14 protein-coding genes are annotated in these 17892 nt (G+C 61.7%); 7 read left to right on the forward strand and 7 right to left on the reverse strand.

Translation table 11 applies throughout. The features are described from left to right. The 4 genes from dnaA (at nt 1) to gyrB (ending at nt 6487) form a co-directional block, all read left to right on the forward strand. Nucleotides 1-1488, forward strand: a complete 1488-nt coding sequence (gene dnaA / locus AC26AR_RS00005; protein ID WP_077379738.1) for a chromosomal replication initiator protein DnaA — start codon at nt 1-3, stop codon at nt 1486-1488. Nucleotides 1489-1636: 148 nt separating this feature from the next. Continuing rightward, complete coding sequence (gene dnaN, locus AC26AR_RS00010) at nt 1637-2740, forward strand: DNA polymerase III subunit beta (protein ID WP_077379736.1); 1104 nt, start codon at nt 1637-1639, stop codon at nt 2738-2740. A 224-nt stretch (nt 2741-2964) separates the two neighbouring features. Beyond that, nucleotides 2965-4050 carry a DNA replication/repair protein RecF gene (recF, locus tag AC26AR_RS00015; protein ID WP_084209550.1) on the forward strand — a complete coding sequence of 362 codons (1086 nt, stop codon included), beginning with the start codon at nt 2965-2967 and terminating at the stop codon, nt 4048-4050. A gap of 19 nt (nt 4051-4069) precedes the next feature. Beyond that, on the forward strand, nt 4070-6487 hold the full coding sequence (gene gyrB, locus AC26AR_RS00020; protein ID WP_084209549.1) for a DNA topoisomerase (ATP-hydrolyzing) subunit B: 2418 nt from the start codon (nt 4070-4072) through the stop codon (nt 6485-6487). Nucleotides 6488-6637: 150 nt separating this feature from the next. Here the strand turns inward: gyrB and AC26AR_RS00025 are convergent, their stop codons facing one another. The 5 genes from AC26AR_RS00025 to glyQ all read right to left on the reverse strand — a co-directional run bounded on the left by AC26AR_RS00025 (nt 6638) and on the right by glyQ (nt 12410). Next, nucleotides 6638-7567, reverse strand: coding sequence for an alpha/beta hydrolase (locus tag AC26AR_RS00025; protein WP_488107353.1), 930 nt, complete (start codon nt 7565-7567; stop codon nt 6638-6640). Nucleotides 7568-7723: 156 nt separating this feature from the next. Continuing rightward, nucleotides 7724-8236, reverse strand: coding sequence for an S-ribosylhomocysteine lyase (gene luxS / locus AC26AR_RS00030; protein ID WP_077379728.1), 513 nt, complete (start codon nt 8234-8236; stop codon nt 7724-7726). A gap of 138 nt (nt 8237-8374) precedes the next feature. Beyond that, on the reverse strand, nt 8375-9004 hold the full coding sequence (gene gmhB / locus AC26AR_RS00035) for a D-glycero-beta-D-manno-heptose 1,7-bisphosphate 7-phosphatase (protein WP_077379725.1): 630 nt from the start codon (nt 9002-9004) through the stop codon (nt 8375-8377). A 377-nt stretch (nt 9005-9381) separates the two neighbouring features. Further along, entirely contained in the window at nt 9382-11451 is a 2070-nt protein-coding gene (glyS, locus tag AC26AR_RS00040; protein WP_488107354.1) for a glycine--tRNA ligase subunit beta, read from the reverse strand. Beyond that, nucleotides 11448-12410 carry a glycine--tRNA ligase subunit alpha gene (glyQ, locus tag AC26AR_RS00045; RefSeq protein ID WP_103751491.1) on the reverse strand — a complete coding sequence of 321 codons (963 nt, stop codon included), beginning with the start codon at nt 12408-12410 and terminating at the stop codon, nt 11448-11450. Before glyQ ends, glyS begins: the two co-directional genes overlap by 4 nt. Nucleotides 12411-12580: 170 nt before the next feature. On the opposite strand from glyQ, the gene rfaD reads away from it, so the two are divergent. The 3 genes from rfaD (at nt 12581) to AC26AR_RS00060 (ending at nt 15603) form a co-directional block, all read left to right on the forward strand. Next, a complete protein-coding gene (rfaD, locus tag AC26AR_RS00050; protein WP_077379721.1) occupies nt 12581-13537 on the forward strand; it encodes an ADP-glyceromanno-heptose 6-epimerase in 957 nt (318 codons plus the stop codon). Nucleotides 13538-13675: 138 nt separating this feature from the next. Then, the gene (gene waaF, locus AC26AR_RS00055; protein WP_271302748.1) at nt 13676-14695 is read left to right on the forward strand and encodes a lipopolysaccharide heptosyltransferase II; all 1020 of its coding nucleotides are present in this window, start codon (nt 13676-13678) and stop codon (nt 14693-14695) included. A gap of 2 nt (nt 14696-14697) precedes the next feature. Further along, complete coding sequence (locus AC26AR_RS00060; protein ID WP_271302747.1) at nt 14698-15603, forward strand: hypothetical protein; 906 nt, start codon at nt 14698-14700, stop codon at nt 15601-15603. Nucleotides 15604-15769: 166 nt separating this feature from the next. Here the strand turns inward: AC26AR_RS00060 and AC26AR_RS00065 are convergent, their stop codons facing one another. Then, entirely contained in the window at nt 15770-16903 is a 1134-nt protein-coding gene (locus tag AC26AR_RS00065) for a glycosyltransferase family 4 protein (protein ID WP_488107355.1), read from the reverse strand. Nucleotides 16904-16905: 2 nt separating this feature from the next. Further along, on the reverse strand, nt 16906-17763 hold the full coding sequence (locus AC26AR_RS00070) for a glycosyltransferase family 2 protein (RefSeq protein ID WP_077379712.1): 858 nt from the start codon (nt 17761-17763) through the stop codon (nt 16906-16908). Nucleotides 17764-17892: the final 129 nt, after the last annotated feature.

The raw sequence follows: 17892 nt of genomic DNA on the forward strand, positions 1-17892 counted from the left end.
GTGTCGCTCGCACTTTGGCAACAATGTCTTGACGCCCTGCAAGACGAGCTGAATTCACAGCAGTTCAACACCTGGGTTCGTCCCTTGCAGGCTGAGGAAGGTGACGGCGGAGAGCTGTGCCTGCTCGCCCCCAATCGCTTCGTACGCGACTGGGTCAATGACAAGTACCTCAAGCGGATTCATGAGCTTCTGCGTGAGCTTGCTCCGGGCAAACCGCCCAAGGTCGAGCTCAGCGTGGGAAGCCGCCGCACGGTCTCCAATCCGCGGCCAGAGGGGGCATCGACTTCATCGGTGTCCGCTCAGGCCCCTGCGCCCGGCCAGATGCCGAGCCCGCGTGCGCCGTCAGTGCATACGCCCCCGCGTGGCAATTACGCAGAAGAGCGTGAGATGGCGGGTGACGGTGCGCAGGAGGCGGCACCGCGTCGCAATGCGCGGCAGGTGCAGGTAGAAGGCAGCCTCAAGCATTCCAGTGGCTTGAATCCGAATTTCACCTTCGAAACCTTCGTCGAAGGCAAGTCCAACCAGCTGGCACGTGCCGCCTCCCGTCAGGTCTCCGAGAACCCGGGTGGCGCCTACAACCCGCTGTTCCTCTATGGTGGCGTCGGTCTGGGCAAGACCCACCTGATGCATGCGGTGGGCAACCATCTGGCCAAGCAGGGTGGCGAGAATGCCAAGGTGGTCTATCTGCACTCCGAGCGCTTCGTGGCTGACATGGTCAAGGCGCTGCAGCTCAATGCCATCAATGACTTCAAGCGTTTCTACCGCTCGGTGGATGCGCTGTTGATCGATGACATCCAGTTCTTTGCCGGCAAGGAGCGTTCTCAGGAAGAGTTCTTCCATACCTTCAATGCCTTGCTGGAAGGGGGACAGCAGATGATCCTGACCTCGGATCGCTACCCGAAGGAGATCAATGGTGTCGAAGAGCGCCTGAAGTCCCGCTTCGGTTGGGGGCTGACAGTGGCCATCGAGCCGCCGGAGCTTGAGACTCGTGTCGCGATCCTGATGAAGAAGGCGGACCAGGCGAAGGTCGACCTGCCTCATGATGCCGCCTTCTTCATTGCCCAGAAGATCCGTTCCAACGTGCGTGAGCTCGAGGGTGCCCTGAAAAAGGTCATCGCGGACTCCCATTTCATGGGGCGTGCGATCAACCAGGACTTCATCCGTGAATCCCTGAAGGATCTGCTGGCATTGCAGGACAAGCAGGTGGGTGTGGACAATATCCAGCGCACCGTGGCCGAGTATTACAAGATCAAGATTTCCGATCTGCATTCCAAGCGTCGCTCGCGCTCGGTGGCACGTCCGCGTCAGGTCGCCATGGCACTTGCCAAGGAGCTGACCAATCACAGCTTGCCGGAAATCGGCGATGCCTTCGGTGGACGCGACCACACGACGGTGCTGCATGCCTGCCGCAAGGTGGCCTCACTGCGCGAAGAGAACGCCGACATTCGCGAAGACTACAAGAATCTGCTGCGTCTTCTGACCAGCTGATTCAGTTGCCACGCAGCGCCGAGAGGGTGAGGTCAACCTGTCCGGCGCTTAGTGCACCGGGCCCTGTCGTGCGACGGCCCGGAATATTTGATGAGTGTGTGCTGGTCACCGGCAAGCACTTCTCCCGTTTCCAGAGAGTGGAGTCTCCATGAAATTTGCCATTTCGCGTGAAGCCCTGCTGCGCCCGCTGTCCCTGGTGGCGGGTGTGGTCGAGCGTCGTCAAACCCTGCCGGTGCTGTCCAACGTGTTGCTGGAGGTGTCTGATCAGCAACTGTCATTGACGGGAACCGACCTGGAGGTCGAGCTGATCGGGCGTGTCGAGCCCAGCCGTGTCGATGAGCCGGGTTCCGCGACGGTACCAGCGCGCAAGTTGATGGATATCTGCAAGTCGCTGCCGGAAGGCAGCGAGATCATCCTGGCGCTCGAGGAAGGCCGTGCCATCCTGCGCAGTGGTCGTTCGCGCTTCACGCTCTCGACGCTGCCGGTCGCGGAATTCCCCAACATCGATGATGGTCAGGGTGATATCACCATCAGCCTGCCGCGCGGCACGCTCAAGCATCTGATCGATGCCACTTCCTTTGCCATGGCGCAGCAGGATGTCCGTTATTATCTCAACGGCATGCTGCTGGAACTGACCAGCAATCTGGTGCGCACCGTGGCCACTGATGGTCACCGCCTGGCGGTATGTGAGCAGGCCGCTGACATCAGTGTTGCCGAGTCCCAGAAGCTGATCATTCCCCGCAAGGGCATTCTGGAACTGACACGTCTGCTGGACGGCAGCAATGAGCCGCTGACGCTCACCGTCAGCGGGACTCACGTCCGGGCGCAGACCGGCGACTTCACCTTCACTTCCAAGCTGGTGGACGGCAAGTTCCCGGATTACGAGCGTGTCGTGCCGCGTGGCGGTGACAAGGTCATCGTGGCGGAGCGTGCCGAGCTGCGGCAGGTACTGTCACGTACCGCGATTCTTTCCAACGAGAAGTATCGTGGTGTCCGCCTGTACCTGGAGGCCGGCAATCTGCGCGTGCTGGCCAACAACCCGGAGCAGGAAGAAGCCGAAGAGAACATCGCACTGGATTATCAAGGCGGTGGTCTGGAGATCGGCTTCAATGTCGGCTACCTGATCGACGTTCTGGGCGTGCTGGATTCGGATCGTGTCCAGTTGACGCTTTCCGATGCCAACAGCTCTGCACTGCTGGAAGAGCCGGGCGGCGGTGATGCGCGTTACGTAGTCATGCCGATGCGTCTGTAATAGTGTAAAATCGTTAAAAATCATGTGCTTGATTCGTAATTATCGCAAAGTCTTCGTGAGTTTCTTCAACACATGACCGACGACACCCGCCATCCTCTCCCGTGAGGTGGCGGGTGTCGTCACATTCAGGGCCAAGAGATGATGGCACGGCAAGCATCGTGTCGATCACAGGCTGAACGTGCATATCGTCTTCGTTTTCTTCATTTGTCCTGACTGAGGTCGCCATGGCGCTTGAACGTCTGCAATTCCAGAACCTGCGTAACCTTGCGCCTGTCGATATCGCGCCGGGTCCGAGGGTCAACCTGGTGAGCGGCGCCAACGGCAGCGGGAAATCGAGCCTGCTGGAAGGTGTGCATGTGCTGGGACTGGCACGTTCCTTCCGCACCCACAAGCTGAAGCATGCCATCGCGCACGATATGCCCGGCATGACGCTGTTCGGTCGGTTGGCAGGGGATCCCCCTCGCCCGCTGGGAGTGCGCCGTGAGCAGGCTGCAGATGGCCTCGAGATGCGACTGGATGGAGAGAAGGTCGAGCGTGTGGCGCAGCTGGCGCAGGCGCTTCCCTTGCAGCTGATCAATCCGGATGCATTCCGGCTGCTGGAAGGCTCGCCATCGGCACGCCGCGAGTTTCTCGATTGGGGCGTGTTTCACGTGAAACATGATTTCTTCGATGTCTGGCAGCGGGTTCGCCGTGCGCTCAAACATCGGAACGCGTTACTCAGACATGGTAAGATGGACGTTCAGGCATTGAACGTCTGGGATCGTGAGTTTGCTCATTGGAGTGAGCGTCTCGATGCCCTGCGCATGGAATATATGCAAGCGTTGGCCCCCCTGTTTCAGGCAACTCTCGCTGAGCTGATCGAGCTGCCGGATCTCAGTCTGCGTTATCAACGTGGCTGGGATGCGAAGCGCTCTCTAGGAGAGGTGCTGGCAGCAGGGCGTGACAGCGATAGCCACATGGGGTTTACCCAGACCGGACCGCAGCGCGCTGATCTACGCATTCGTCTCGGGCGCCGCCCTGCGGTAGAGGTGCTGTCCCGTGGCCAGCAGAAATTGGTCGTCAGCGCACTCAAGCTGGCCCAGGGGCGGTTGCTTGAGGAAATGAACGGACGTACCTGTGTTTATCTGATCGACGACCTGCCGGCAGAACTGGATGGCGAACATCGCCGACTCTTCTGCCAGTTGCTGGCCAGCCTCGAGTGTCAGGTCTTCGTGACCTGTGTCGAACCCGAAGCATTGGATCGGGTCTGGCTGCCGGGCACGGATGTCAGAATGTTTCACGTGGAACACGGGCGACTGCACACGGAATGACTTCACGACGGAGAAGCCAATGAGCGAACAGGCTTACGACTCATCGAGCATCAAGGTCCTCAAGGGCCTGGATGCCGTACGCAAGCGCCCCGGGATGTACATCGGCGATACCGATGATGGCACGGGGCTGCATCACATGGTGTTCGAGCTGGTGGATAATTCCATCGACGAGGCGCTGGCAGGGCACTGTAGCGAAGTCCGCGTGGTCATCCACGCCGATGAGTCGGTCTCCGTCAGCGACAACGGCCGTGGCGTGCCGACCGAGATTCATGAGGAAGAGGGCGTCAGCGCAGCTGAGGTCATCATGACGGTGCTGCATGCTGGTGGTAAGTTCGATGACAACTCCTACAAGGTCTCCGGCGGCTTGCATGGCGTTGGCGTATCCGTCGTCAACGCGCTGTCCGAAGAGCTGAAGCTGACCATCTGGCGTCAGGGCAAGGTCCATGAGCAGATCTATCGTCATGGCGTGCCAGAGGCCCCGTTGGCAGTGGTCGGCAACACCGAGAAGTCCGGCACCCTGGTGCGCTTCAAGCCCTCACCGCTGACGTTCGGCAACATCGCGTTTCACTACGAGATTCTGGCCAAGCGTCTGCGGGAACTCTCCTTCCTGAATTCAGGTGTGGCGATTCGTCTGATCGACGAGCGTAGCGGCAAGGAAGAGCTCTTCCACTATGAGGGGGGTCTCAAGGCGTTCGTGGATCACCTCAACACCAACAAGGCAGCCTTGAATCCGGTGTTCCATTTTGAAATGGAGCGCGAGGACGGTATCGGTGTCGAGGTGGCGATGCAGTGGAATGATGCTTTCTCCGAGAACATCTTCTGCTACACCAACAATATCCCTCAGCGGGATGGCGGAACTCACCTGGCGGGCTTCCGTGCAGCCTTGACCCGTACCCTCAACAGCTACATCGAGGCGGAAGGGCTGCTCAAGAAGTCCAAGGTCGGCACCACCGGGGATGATGCCCGTGAAGGCCTGACCGCGATCATCTCGGTCAAGGTGCCGGATCCGAAGTTCTCCTCGCAGACCAAGGACAAGCTGGTGTCGTCCGAGGTCAAGACAGCGGTCGAGCAGGAAATGGGCCGTCTGTTCTCCGAGTACCTGATCGAGAAGCCCAACGAAGCCAAGGCCATCGTCAACAAGATGCTGGATGCGGCACGTGCGCGTGAAGCGGCCCGCAAGGCGCGTGACATGACGCGTCGCAAGGGTGCACTGGATATCGCGGGGCTGCCGGGCAAGCTGGCTGATTGCCAGGAGAAGGACCCGAGTCTTTCCGAACTGTATCTGGTCGAGGGTGATTCTGCCGGCGGTTCCGCCAAGCAGGGTCGTGATCGTCGTACCCAGGCGATCCTGCCGCTGAAGGGCAAGATCCTCAACGTCGAGAAGGCGCGCTTCGACAAGATGCTGTCATCTGCAGAAGTCGGCACGCTGATCACGGCGCTGGGCTGCGGTATTGGTCGGGAGGAGTTCAATCCTGACAAGCTGCGTTACCACTCCGTGATCATCATGACGGATGCTGACGTCGATGGTTCGCACATTCGTACGCTGCTGTTGACCTTCTTCTTCCGTCAGATGCCGGAGCTGATCGAGCGTGGTCATATCTTCATCGCGCAGCCACCGCTCTACAAGATCAAGCGTGGCAAGCACGAGCAGTATCTGAAGGATGAGCAGGCGCTTCAGGATTACCTGACAGCCACGGCGCTGGACGGCGGCAAGCTGCACGTCAATGCCGATGCGCCGGGTATCGCTGGCGCTCAGCTCGAAGCACTGGTCAATCAGTATCGCGGCGTGATGAAGCGTATCGATCGTCTGGCGCGCGTCTATCCGTCTGCCGTGCTGCGCAAGATCGTGCACGCCCCGCATCTGGATGAGTCGGCACTGAAGGATGAAGCCATGGTGCAGGGCTGGATCGATGGTCTCCAGAAGGAAATGGATGACCTGATCGCCTATGAGGGCGGCCCTCACTACAGCTTCAGCCTCAGCCATGACAGTGAGCGCAACCTCTATCTGCCGGCAGTCACACTGACGGCGCACGGTGTCAGCAGTGACTATCTGTGGGACGTCGATTTCTTCAAGTCCGCGGACTACCGTGAGATCAGCGAGCTGGGCTCCATGCTGGAAGGCTTGCTGGAGGCGGGCAGCTATGTCTCACGCGGTGAGCGCAAGAAGGAGGTCGTCACCTTCTACGAGGCACTTGACTGGCTGATGAAGGAAGCGGCGCGTGGCTTCAGCATCCAGCGCTACAAGGGGCTGGGAGAAATGAATCCGGACCAGCTGTGGGAAACCACCATGGATCCGGAATCACGCCGCATGCTGCGTGTGACGGTCGAAGACGCGATCGGTGCCGATCAGATGTTCAACACCCTGATGGGAGATGAGGTCGAGCCGCGTCGTGACTTTATCGAGCGCTTCGCCCTGGTGGCCAATCTCGACGTCTGATGTCGTGATCGTCGCCAGCTGAAAAAAAGCCCTGATCCTTGATCAGGGCTTTTTTGTGCCTTGCTGCCAGAGCTGGAGCGTGCAGAAGGCGGCACAAAGGAGAAATGAGAAAGGGAAGAGGGGGATGACAGAATGAGGCACGGGGCCGTCTCAGGCTGCCGGATCGCTTGTCAGCCATTCAGCGATACGCTCTGCCGTGACGGTTGCCGTCGCCAGCCCCAGATGATCCACGTCCTCGAGTATCGTGACGTGCGCGGCGGGATGTTGCGGCTGCAGGCATTCCTCGAGTCGGTCGGCGTGAAACGCCTCATCCTGATCACCGATCAATGCCAGCAAGGGCACGTGATGCCGTGACAGAGTCTCGAGGTCTCGTTGGTAATGGCGAGGATTGAGGCCTGTCATCAAGCGCCAGGAGTAAGCGCTCGTGGTGTTGGCATCGCGATATTCAGCGGGAATGTTGAAGGTGAGTACCTCGAGATGATCCAGGCGATGGATGGACAGCTTGTTCAAGAGCAAGCATGTCAGCATGCGTGCTATCCGCGGTTGTGCCCAGCGGGAATCGCGACGCATGTTGGGGGCGAGGTGATCCAGATAGGGAGCCAGCAGAATGAGGCCAGCCAGCGGGATGCCGGCAAGCCCGTTTTCCAGAGCGGATGCCGCGAACCGCAGTGCCAGGCCGCCTCCCGCAGAGTGCCCGGCGATCCACAAGCTGGCGTCGGCGGGGAGATCCAGTGAGCGGATCAGATCTTCAAGATCCTCCTCGAGCTGCAGCGGGTGATCGATATCGCCGCGCCGGGCAGGCGTCGGGCCATGGCCACGCAAGTCAGGCGTGTGGACGTGATACCCCTCAGTGGCCAGATGCGTTGCCAGTGAGGCGAGGTAGCGACTGTCAGCACTGGAACCATGCAGCAGGATGAGGTGTGTTGTGCTCGCTGGAATCCGCGTCGGGTGGTAGTGACGACAGCCCAGGCTGCTGCCATCGCGACAGCGGTAGGGGACGAGTTCATTCGGTGCTGACCACGCTTCCTTGTCTGCCAGGAAAGTCGTGAAATCAAAGGCATGGCTGTTGGAATCGGGCATTCGCGTCACTCGCTCGGGATGTTGTGGCATGAAAAAAGCCCGCTATCTGATCAGGTCAGATAGCGGGCTTTTTCGTTCAAGGACCCGGCGCACTCGACAGGCTGATCAAGTCCGGTGCCTCAAGGCATGGTGTTTCAAGACTTGGTGTCTCAAGACTCAATGCGCCTGATTGAGGAAGCCTTCGTCCAGCTTCAGCTCATCATTGCGATTGATGCCGATATCGCGTGACAGGATATTGCTGGCGATCTGCTTGGCTTCTTCCAGAGAATGCATCTGTGCAGTACCGCACTGATAGACGTTGAGCTCCGGAATCTCTTCCTGGCGTGCGACGTTCAACACGTCCTGCATGGCGGCAGACCAGGCAGCGGCAACCCGGGCTTCGTCCGGCTCACCGATCAGGCTCATGTAGAAGCCGGTACGGCAACCCATCGGCGAGATGTCGATGATCTCGACGCCATCACCATTGAGGTGCTCGCGCATGAAGCCGGCGAACAGGTGTTCCAGCGTGTGAATGCCCTTCTCGGAGAGAATCTCTTCATTCGGCACGCAGAAACGCAGATCAAAGACAGTGATGTTGTCGCCCTTGGGGGTTCCCATCTTCTTGGCCACGCGCACGGCAGGGGCTTTCATGATGGTGTGGTCGACTGTGAAGCTATCCAGCAGTGGCATACGAGGCCTCCAGCATGAGGGAGTGAGATGGGCAGGCCGTTGCCTGCCCGGATTCATGTCTGAAGGGTAGCATATCGCCGCTATTGAATAGAGGGGCAAGCACATGCCGGCGCAGGGAGTGCGCGCGGCATGTGTGTCTCACAGATAGCTCTCGGCAGCGGCTTCACAGCTCACGCAGCGGCGCTGGGACTTTCCCGGCTCACCATCCGACATGGCATGGTTGAGCTCGCCATCCAGCAGGCGGTTGGTGAAGTCGGCCAGGTTGGCGACCACCAGCACGTCCTTGAGGCCCTCGCCATCGGCCAGTGTCTTCTGGCCCTTGCCGGTCATCACCAGCGCGGCGCGACAGCCGGCCTTCTGGCCAGCGACCAGATCGCGCAGACTGTCGCCCAGCATCCAGGCGCCTTCGAAGTCCGGAATCTGCAGAGCGTCCTGAATCTGGTGCAGCAGGCCGGGTTCCGGTTTGCGGCAATCACAGCCATCATCCGGGCCATGCGGGCAGTAGGCGATGTGGGCGATATCGCCACCGGCTTCCTTCACCAGCTGCATCATCTTGGCGTGCATCTGGTCGAGTTCCCGGTGACCGAAGTGGCCGCGAGCGATGCCGGACTGATTGGTCGCGACGGCTACGGTATAGCCCGCTCGCGTCAGGCGAGCGATGGCCTGAATGGAGGTGGGGTATTCGATCCACTCCTCGGCATTCTTGACGAAGGCATCGGAGTCTTCATTGATGACACCATCACGGTCGAGCACGATCAGTTTTTGCATGGTCAACTCTTCACCTCAGGGCAGTCAGGGGCGTCAGCCGGGCTGCTTGTCAGGGGGTCGCCGCTTTGCCTGGGAAATTGTGAGCCAAGTCACAAGATGACGCTCGCACGGGGATTGGGCAAATGGCGCCGAGTGACCGAAGAGCGTGGGTGCGACAGGCTGTCACGCTTTTCGAACACTGTTTCTATACTGGATTCTAGTGCGACCTAGGTAGGGGATCAAGGCAGAATTTGTGACATCGCGGCCACATTGCGTGTAATCCTGTCACGCAATACGTCATTTCGAGGAGGCTGGATGCAAAAGAACCCCGCCGTGGCGGGGTTCTTTTGCAGAGACTGCCATTTACCGATGTCGGGGACACCGTGGGCCGGCAGCCCTTATTGGGTCAGCAGGCTGATGTCGGCCACACCCATAAACAGGCCTTGCAGACTGGCCAGCATCGCCAGGCGATTGGCGCGCACGGCGGCATCGTCGGCGTTGACCATGACCTGATCGAAGAAGGCATCGACCGGCTCGCGCAGGCTGGCCAGCGTATCGAGGGCTTCCTGGTAGCGTGCCGCCGCGAACAGCGGTGCCACTTCCGCGCCACGTGCCTTGAGGGCCTCTGCCAGTGCCTGCTCGGCCGGCTCACTCAACAGGCTCGTGTCCACCTCGGTGCGGCCATCGTGCTCGGCCTTGGCGAGGATGTTGGAGACGCGCTTGTTGGCGGCTGCCAGAGCGGCGGCTTCCGGGCGTTCGCCGAAGGCGTGCACGGCACGCAGACGACGCGCGAAGTCCAGCGGGTTGCTGATCTTCAGGGTACGCACGGCCAGGTACAGTTCGGCACCCATGCCCTCGTCATTGGCCCAGGCGCGGAAGCGATCGAGCATGTACTCGAGCACGTCCTCGACCAGTCCTTCGGCCTTGGGCAGGTCACGATGCTGCTCGGCGCTGACGGTCAGCAGCTCGCGCAGGTCGAGGTCCAGTTCGCCCTTGATCAGGATGTTGAGCACCCCGATGGTGGCACGACGCAGCGCGAACGGGTCCTTGGCGCCGGTCGGACGCTGACCGATGCCGAAGATGCCGGTCAGGGTGTCGAGACGGTCCGCCAGGGCGATCGCCATGCCGGCCTTGGTCGCGGGAATCGCATCGCCGGCGAAGCGCGGCAGATACTGTTCTTCCAGCGCACGCGCGACGGTGGCATCTTCGCCATCGTGACGGGCGTAGTAGTGGCCCATGATGCCCTGCAGTTCCGGGAACTCCAGCACCATCTCGGTGACCAGGTCGGTCTTGGCCAGCTGTGCGGCGCGTGCGGCGTGCTCGACATCGGCACCGATGCGTTCCGCGATGTGGCGGGCCACGGCTTCGCTGCGACGGGCCTTGTCGGCCATGCTGCCCAGCTTCTGCTGGAAGACGACGCTCTCGAGCTTCTCGCGACGCGATTCCAGCGTGCTGCGCAGGTCGGTCTCGTAGAAGAAGGCGGCATCGCCCAGACGCGGACGAATCACCTTCTCGTTACCGGAGATGACCTGTTGCGGGTCCTTGCTCTCGATATTGGAGATGGTGATGAAGGCCGGCTTGAGCTTGCCGTCGTTGTCCAGCAGGTGGAAGTACTTCTGGTTGGCCTTCATGGAGGAGATCAGACACTCCGCCGGCACTTCCAAGAAGCGCTCATCGAAGGTGCCCGTCAGTGCGACCGGCCATTCCACGAGACCGTTGACCTCGTTGAGGAGGGCTTCCTCGATGACGGCATTGGCGCCATAGACTTCCGCCTCGGCCTGGACCTGTTCGCGGATGCGCTCACGGCGTACTTCACGGTTGGCCAGCACGCGGGCATCTTCCAGCGCGTCGAGGTAGTCCTCGGCGTGCGCCAGCGTGATGGCCTGCGGGGCATGGAAGCGATGACCGAAGGTGGTGCGGCCTGCCTCGAGGCCCAGCACGCTGGCCTCGATCACTTCGCTGCCGTAGAGCGCGACCAGCCAATGCACTGGACGAGAGAATTCGATGCGTGAGGCACCCCAGCGCATGTTCTTCGGCACCGGCAGGCGAGCGACGACCTGTTCCAGCATGGCCGGCAGCAGGGCGGAAAGATGCTCACCCGGCTGGGTATGACGATAGCCGAGCCAGATGCCCTTGTCGGTTTCCAGCTCGATCAGATCACTGACCTCGACACCGCAGGAGCGAGCGAAGCCCTGCACGGCGCGGGTCGGCTCACCATCCTTGAAGGCCGCAGCCTTGGCCGGTCCACGCTTCTCGATCTCGCGGTCCGGTTGACGCTCGGCCAGCGACTCGATCATCACTGCCAGACGACGTGGTGTGGCGTAGGCGCGGACCTGACCGAAGGCGACTTCGGCCTCACGCAGGCCATCGGCCAGGCCATTGGCCAGGCCGTCGGCGAGGGCATCGATGGCACCCGGCGGCAGTTCTTCGCAGCCCAGTTCGATCAGCAGGGTATTCACGGAGGTCATGCTGACGCGTCTCCCTCGGTAGTGGTGTCATCGGCGGCGAGCAGCTCGTCACGCAGTGCCTGTGGTGCCAGCGGGAAGCCAGCGGCCTTGCGCGAGTCGTAATAGGCGTGGGCCACGTCGCGGGCGAGGGTGCGCACGCGCAGGATGTAACGCTGACGCTCGGTGACGGAGATGGCGTGACGCGCATCCAGCAGGTTGAAGGTGTGGGAGGCCTTCAGCACCTGCTCATAGGCCGGCAGCGGCAGGTTGGCCGCCAGCAGCTTCTGACATTCGCTCTCGCAGTGATCGAAGGCAGCGAACAGCTCCGGCACGGCAGCGTGCTCGAAGTTGTAGGCGGACTGCTCCTTCTCGTTCTGCAGGAAGACATCGCCGTAGGTGACCACGGAGCCGTCCGGTGCGGTGGTCCAGATCAGGTCGTAGACGCTGTCCACGTCCTGCAGGTACATCGCGATGCGCTCGAGACCGTAGGTCAGCTCGCCGGTGACCGGGAAGCACTCGATGCCGCCTGCTTGCTGGAAGTAGGTGAACTGGGTCACTTCCATGCCGTTGAGCCACATTTCCCAGCCAAGTCCCCAGGCGCCCAGCGTCGGGGATTCCCAGTTGTCCTCGACGAAGCGGATGTCGTGGACCAGCGGGTCAATGCCCAGACGCTCCAGCGAGCCCAGATAGAGCTCCTGCAGGTTGGCCGGTGACGGCTTCATCACCACCTGGAACTGGTAGTAGTGCTGCAGGCGATTGGGATTTTCGCCGTAGCGGCCGTCGGTGGGACGGCGGGAAGGCTGCACATAGGCAGCGTTCCAGGTTTCAGGACCGATGGAGCGCAGGAAGGTCGCCGGGTGGAAAGTCCCCGCGCCAACCTCCATATCCAATGGCTGCAGGATGATGCAACCCTGTTCGGCCCAGTATTGCTGCAGGGCCAGAATCAGGCCCTGGAAGGTTTTCACGTCTGGCTGTGTCATTGGTGAAGCCCGTTGGCCCATGAATTCGAGAACTGCCAAGTATACAATCCCCGCTTATCGGGTTATAGGCCGCAGACGTAACCGAGTGCGTGCCATTTCCAAATTCTGATGCGTCGCGCCCCTGCACGCGCGTATTGCCTACAAGCCTCTGAGAGGCTCTGGGAGCTCAAATGATCGTCGTTACCGGAGGCGCCGGCTTCATCGGTGCCAATATCGTCAAGGCACTCAATGATCGCGGCCGTACCGATATCCTGGTGGTGGATGACCTGAGTGACGGCACCAAGTTCGTCAATCTGGCGGATCTGACCATTGCCGACTATCTCGACAAGGACGATTTCCTGATTCGCGTCCAGTCGAGCCTGATGGGTGAGTATGCCGAGCTGCCGAAGATCGAGGCGATCTTCCACGAGGGCGCCTGCTCCGATACCACCGAGTGGGACGGCCAGTTCATGCTCGAGAACAACTTCGAGTACTCCAAGGTGCTGCTCAACTTCTGTGAGGCGAATCAGATTCCCTTCCTCTACGCGAGCTCCGCGGCGACCTACGGCGACAGCCAGGTCTTCAAGGAAACACCGGAGTTCGAAGGGCCGCTCAACGTCTACGGCTACTCCAAGCTGCTGTTTGACCAGCACGTGCGCCAGCGTTGGGACAGCCTGACCACCCAGGTGGTCGGCTTCCGCTATTTCAATGTCTATGGCCCGCGTGAGCAGCACAAGGGCAAGATGGCCAGCGTCGCCTACCACCATCACACCCAGGTGAAGGCGGGCGAGAACCCGAAGCTGTTCGGCGCCTACGATGGCTATGAAGCCGGCATGCAGAGCCGTGACTTCGTCTACGTCGGTGATGTGGTCGACGTCAATCTGTGGTTCCTCGATCACCCGGAAGCCTCCGGCATCTTCAACCTGGGTACCGGCCGTGCCGAGCCGTTCAAGGCGATCGCCGAGACCGTCATCGAGTACTACGAGAAGGGCGAGATCGAGTACATCGACTTCCCGGAAAACCTCAAGGGCCGCTACCAGAGCTTCACGCGTGCCGACATCGGCAAGCTGCGCAAGGCCGGCTGCAACGTCGAGTTCAAGACCGTTGCCCAGGGCACCCGCGCCTATCTCGAATGGCTGAATCGCTGAGTCTGAGCACGTGTGGACTGAGCTCGTGTGGACTGAGGGTAAGCGCGTGTGGAATGAGCATGGGCGCCTGCATCGCAAGTGCGATGGGGCAGGGCAAGCGCATCCGCAAAGAGGGTTGGCCGTGAAGAGGAGCAAGGCATGAGTGAGCGCATTCTGGTGGTCGGGCCCAGCTGGGTCGGCGACATGGTGATGGCGCAGAGCCTGTTCATGACGTTGAAGCAGCGCTCGCCCGGCTGCCGGATCAGTGTGCTGGCGCCCGCCTGGTCGCAACCGATCATCGAGCGCATGCCCGAGGTCGAGGAAGCGCTGGCACTGCCGGCGGGGCATGGCGACTTCGCCCTCAAGGCGCGCTGGCGACTGGGGCGCTCGCTGCGCGGGCGTTTCGATCGCGCCATCGTGCTGCCGCGCTCCTGGAAGTCGGCGCTGGTGCCATTCTTCGCGCGTATTCCAGTGCGGGTCGGCTTCACCGGTGAGCAGCGCCACGGCCTGCTCACCGAGTGCCGCAAGCTCGACAAGTCGATTCTCGATCAGACCGTCAAGCGCTTCACCTCACTGGGCCTACCGCTGGACGAGTCCAACCCGCCGCAGCGCATCCCCGAACCCTGTCTCGTCACCGACAGCGCCAATCAGCGGCGTCTGCGCGAGGCGCTGGGCCTGAGTGCGCCACCGGCCCCCATCATCGGCATGATGCCGGGCGCGGAATACGGGCCGGCCAAGCAGTGGCCACTGGCGCACTTTCGCGAGCTTGCCGAGTCACTGACGCAGGCCGGGGCTGAGGTGCGTATCTTTGGCGGTCCCAAGGATGTGGCGGCCGGTGAGGAGATTGCCCAGGGGCTGGCCGGCGTCCACAACCTGTGTGGCAAGACGCGACTGGCGGATGCGGTGGATCTGATCGCCGAGTGTCGGGAAGTGGTCAGCAATGATTCCGGCCTGATGCATGTGGCGGCCGCGGTAGGGGCCCGTATCCAGGGCATCTACGGCTCCTCGTCACCACATTACACGCCCCCGCTGACGGCCAATCGCGAGATTCACTGGCTGGCGCTGGAGTGCTCACCGTGTTTCAAGCGCGTCTGTCCGTTGGGGCATACCAACTGCCTGAATCACATCGCGCCTGAGCGATTGCTGACGGCGATCGCGCTGGATGAGGATGAGCGGTGAGCTTGCCGAAGAATCGTACGACGGATGATCTGATCCATCCGCGGATGCGCGGGGCCATGACGCGTGCACAGCGTATCGAGGCGTGGCGTGCCTGGTGTGAGCAGCACCTGGTACTGCCGTTCAGCCGGGCATGGCTGGTGCGCTGGTGCCGGCATCGCTCGCGCCATCAGGGGCTTGAGCAGCGTGGCTTGCCGCGACATGCCGTGGAAGACGTGATGGGACCAGAGGCGCTGACACTGTGGATCAATCCGCGTGAACTGGTGCGCGACGTCAACTTCGGGCGTGACAAGCGCAAGCGGCCTTCCTCCAACGCCTTCATCTGGGACGGCGACTGGGACCTGCGGCGTGGCGCCTTCCGCTTCGGCTCACGCTCGCGCCTGATGCGTGACCTGATCGAGCATGGTGATGATCTGACGGTGACCGAGCGTTATCAGCAGCTCAAGGCCTTGCTGGAGGCGGGCAAGCCCTGGGCATCGCCGCGTGATGGCCTGCTGATGGACAGTGAGGAACAGATTCTCGGTTACCTGCGCTGTTATCGCGGTTATCTGCAGGACATGGCCGCCAATGGCTTCCGCCAGGGCATCACCAAGGATGAGATGGGCGTCGCGGTGACGCGTGATGGCCGTCTGCTCAAGATCAATCGTGGCCTGCATCGCCTGGCGATGGCGCAGCAGGTGGGAGTGCCCCGCGTGCCTGTCGTCATCAAGGCGGTACATCGTGAGTTCTGGGACAAGGTGACCGCCGGTGCCGAAGGTGATGAGGCTCTGCGGCGTCTGCAGGCTGCGCTGCAAGAGTGTCGTCCCGAAAGCGAACCCGGCCCGCTGGACCCCAAGACCTATCCCGTGATGGGAGTGGATGAGGGGTGGCCGGATCTGCGTGGACTCGAGGATGCAAATTCCGGCAGTTGAGCCGATAACCTGTTGTTTATAAAAACGAAAAAGCCCTGTTTCATCGTGATGTTTCACATGAAACAGGGCTTTTTCGTTCTCTCTGTTCGAGCGACAGGAGGTACTTGGGCGACAGGTACCTGGGCGATAGATGCCTGGGCGATAGATGCCTGAGGCGAGAAGCGGTCTAGCGTGCCAGTCGCTGATAAAGCCCCAGATAGGCCTCGCCCATGGCGCTGGGGGTGAAGCGAGTCAGATGCGCCCGCGCGCCCGCGACCAGCCGCTCCCGACGTGGTGCGTCATCGCCGAGTGCCACGATGGCGGCAGCCAGCGCGGGTGCATCATCGGTGGGCACCAGCACGCCGGTGGCATCGTCATGCACGATATCGGGGATGCCATCCACCTCGCTTGCGATGATCGGTACGCCGTGATCCATCACGTCGAGCAGGATCGAGCCAAGTCCTTCATTGCGTGACGGGAAGGCGAACAGATCGAAGGCCTCCAGATAGTCGCCGACATTGGTGTGGAAACCCTCCCAGACAAGATTGTCCAGATCGGCGCTCTCCGCCTTGAAGGCGGCTTCATCCTCTCCCGCGCCCAGGCAGACGAACAGCAGCTGCGGGTGACTGTCGCGCAGCTGACGGGCCGCCTCGATCAGCACTCGCTGGCCCTTGTGGCGGTCCACCAGCGCGCCGACATGCCCGACGACGAAGCGACCCCCGGCGGGCGTATTGCCGAAGCGCTCCCGCAGTCTGCCCACGGCTGTCTCATCGCTGGGCAGGTGGGCGAGGGTGCTGGGAATCAGAGCCGTCTCCCCCCACTGGCGCTCACGCAGGTGTGACTCGATCACCGAGGAAATCGCCACCCGGCAGGCGGCGGCGCGATAGGTCAGACGATTGAACCACTTGTCCTTCACCGGCTGAGGCACCCGGCGGGTCAGCAGATAAGGCGTGCCGGTGAGGCGCTGATGCAGCCACGCCCAGTGCACGGCCTTGGCTTCGTGAGCATGCACGATATCGGCGCGAGGCTGACCGAGATGGCCCCTGAAGCGCCCGTGGATCTCGATCACGTCCACCGTGACGGCAAGCTCAAGCGCCGCCAGTTCGGTGATCAATGGCGAGCCTTGCAGGCACACCAGCGACTGACGGATGGGCGTACCAGGCTCGCCGTTCTCTCCCGGGCTGGCGCGTCGCGCCAGGTCCGCGATCAGGTTGAGCGTCTGGCGCTCACCGCCGCGAAAGCCGCGGGCCAGATTGACGTGGCGCACGTGCAGCGGCCGAGACGGAGCTTGCGACGCCGCCTGCTCACAAGCAGAGGTCATGGTCACCATACCTTGTTGAAGTCTTCCGCCTCACGCACCTTGGCGTCGCGCTGGAATTCCAGCAGCTTGGCGTATTTCAGGTAGGCATTGACGCTGGCGGACAGCGCCACCGAGAAGCCATCGACGCCATCGCGGAAGCCGGCCTGGAAGACGAACTTGCGCATGAAGGCATTGCTGGCATGCAGGAAGGGCGTGAAGGCGTTGGCGCGTTTTCCCTTCTGATACATGATCTTGGCGGCGCGATTCGAGAAGCGACCACTGGCCTTGACGAACAGCTCACCCAGATTGGCGAAGCTGTAATGCTCAAGGTCCGCATCCAGCTCGCAGGGGTGGCTGGCCTGAACGGAGCTGTGCTGGCGCGAATCGCGGAAGGCGAGCTTCTCGCGGTCATACAGGCGCAGGCAGTAATCGGGGTACCAGCCGGCATGTCGCACCCAGCGCGAGCCGATGAAGTTGCGACGCCGCAGGGCGAAGCCATCATGTGGCGTGCTGTCGAGTGCCAGTTCACGGATGGCGCTGACGGCCCCGTCGGTCAGGCGTTCATCGGCGTCCAGTGACAGCACCCAGCGGTGGCTGGCATGGCTCGGTCCGACGTTCTTCTGCGGCCCGTCGCCCAGATAGGGCTGGTCGATCACCACGGCGCCCATGGCGCGCGCCAGCTCGCAGGTGGCATCCGTGGAGCCGGAATCGACCACGATCAGCTCATCGCAGACCTGGGCCAGCGAGCGCAGGCAATCCTCGATGTTGTGGGCTTCATTGAGAGTGATGACGCAGCCGGTGATGGGCACGGCGGTGCGCAGCTTGCCATCGGAAGGAGGGGCGGTCGGGGTGACGGCCGGGACCTCGTCGCTCGGATTCATGACGGTCTCTGTCTTGAGAGCGCCTGGCTCACGTGTGTGACAGGCGCCGATGGGACGCAGTGGCAGGCGGGAATCGGATGATGCGCCTGCCGACGATTCATGTCGCTATCGTACACTGCATGGGCACCG

The organism is Cobetia sp. PS-4MA, assembly GCF_057670765.1.

Bases quoted from the DNA above. Each gene is read 5' to 3' on its own strand.
- dnaN (WP_077379736.1), top strand. From the start codon at position 1,637: ATGAAATTTGCCATTTCGCGTGAAGCCCTGCTGCGCCCGCTGTCCCTG.
- recF (WP_084209550.1), top strand. From the start codon at position 2,965: ATGGCGCTTGAACGTCTGCAATTCCAGAACCTGCGTAACCTTGCGCCT.
- gyrB (WP_084209549.1), top strand. From the start codon at position 4,070: ATGAGCGAACAGGCTTACGACTCATCGAGCATCAAGGTCCTCAAGGGC.
- AC26AR_RS00025 (WP_488107353.1), bottom strand. From the start codon at position 7,567: ATGCCCGATTCCAACAGCCATGCCTTTGATTTCACGACTTTCCTGGCA.
- luxS (WP_077379728.1), bottom strand. From the start codon at position 8,236: ATGCCACTGCTGGATAGCTTCACAGTCGACCACACCATCATGAAAGCC.
- gmhB (WP_077379725.1), bottom strand. From the start codon at position 9,004: ATGCAAAAACTGATCGTGCTCGACCGTGATGGTGTCATCAATGAAGAC.
- glyS (WP_488107354.1), bottom strand. From the start codon at position 11,451: ATGACCTCCGTGAATACCCTGCTGATCGAACTGGGCTGCGAAGAACTG.
- glyQ (WP_103751491.1), bottom strand. From the start codon at position 12,410: ATGACACAGCCAGACGTGAAAACCTTCCAGGGCCTGATTCTGGCCCTG.
- rfaD (WP_077379721.1), top strand. From the start codon at position 12,581: ATGATCGTCGTTACCGGAGGCGCCGGCTTCATCGGTGCCAATATCGTC.
- waaF (WP_271302748.1), top strand. From the start codon at position 13,676: ATGAGTGAGCGCATTCTGGTGGTCGGGCCCAGCTGGGTCGGCGACATG.
- AC26AR_RS00065 (WP_488107355.1), bottom strand. From the start codon at position 16,903: ATGACCTCTGCTTGTGAGCAGGCGGCGTCGCAAGCTCCGTCTCGGCCG.
- AC26AR_RS00070 (WP_077379712.1), bottom strand. From the start codon at position 17,763: ATGAATCCGAGCGACGAGGTCCCGGCCGTCACCCCGACCGCCCCTCCT.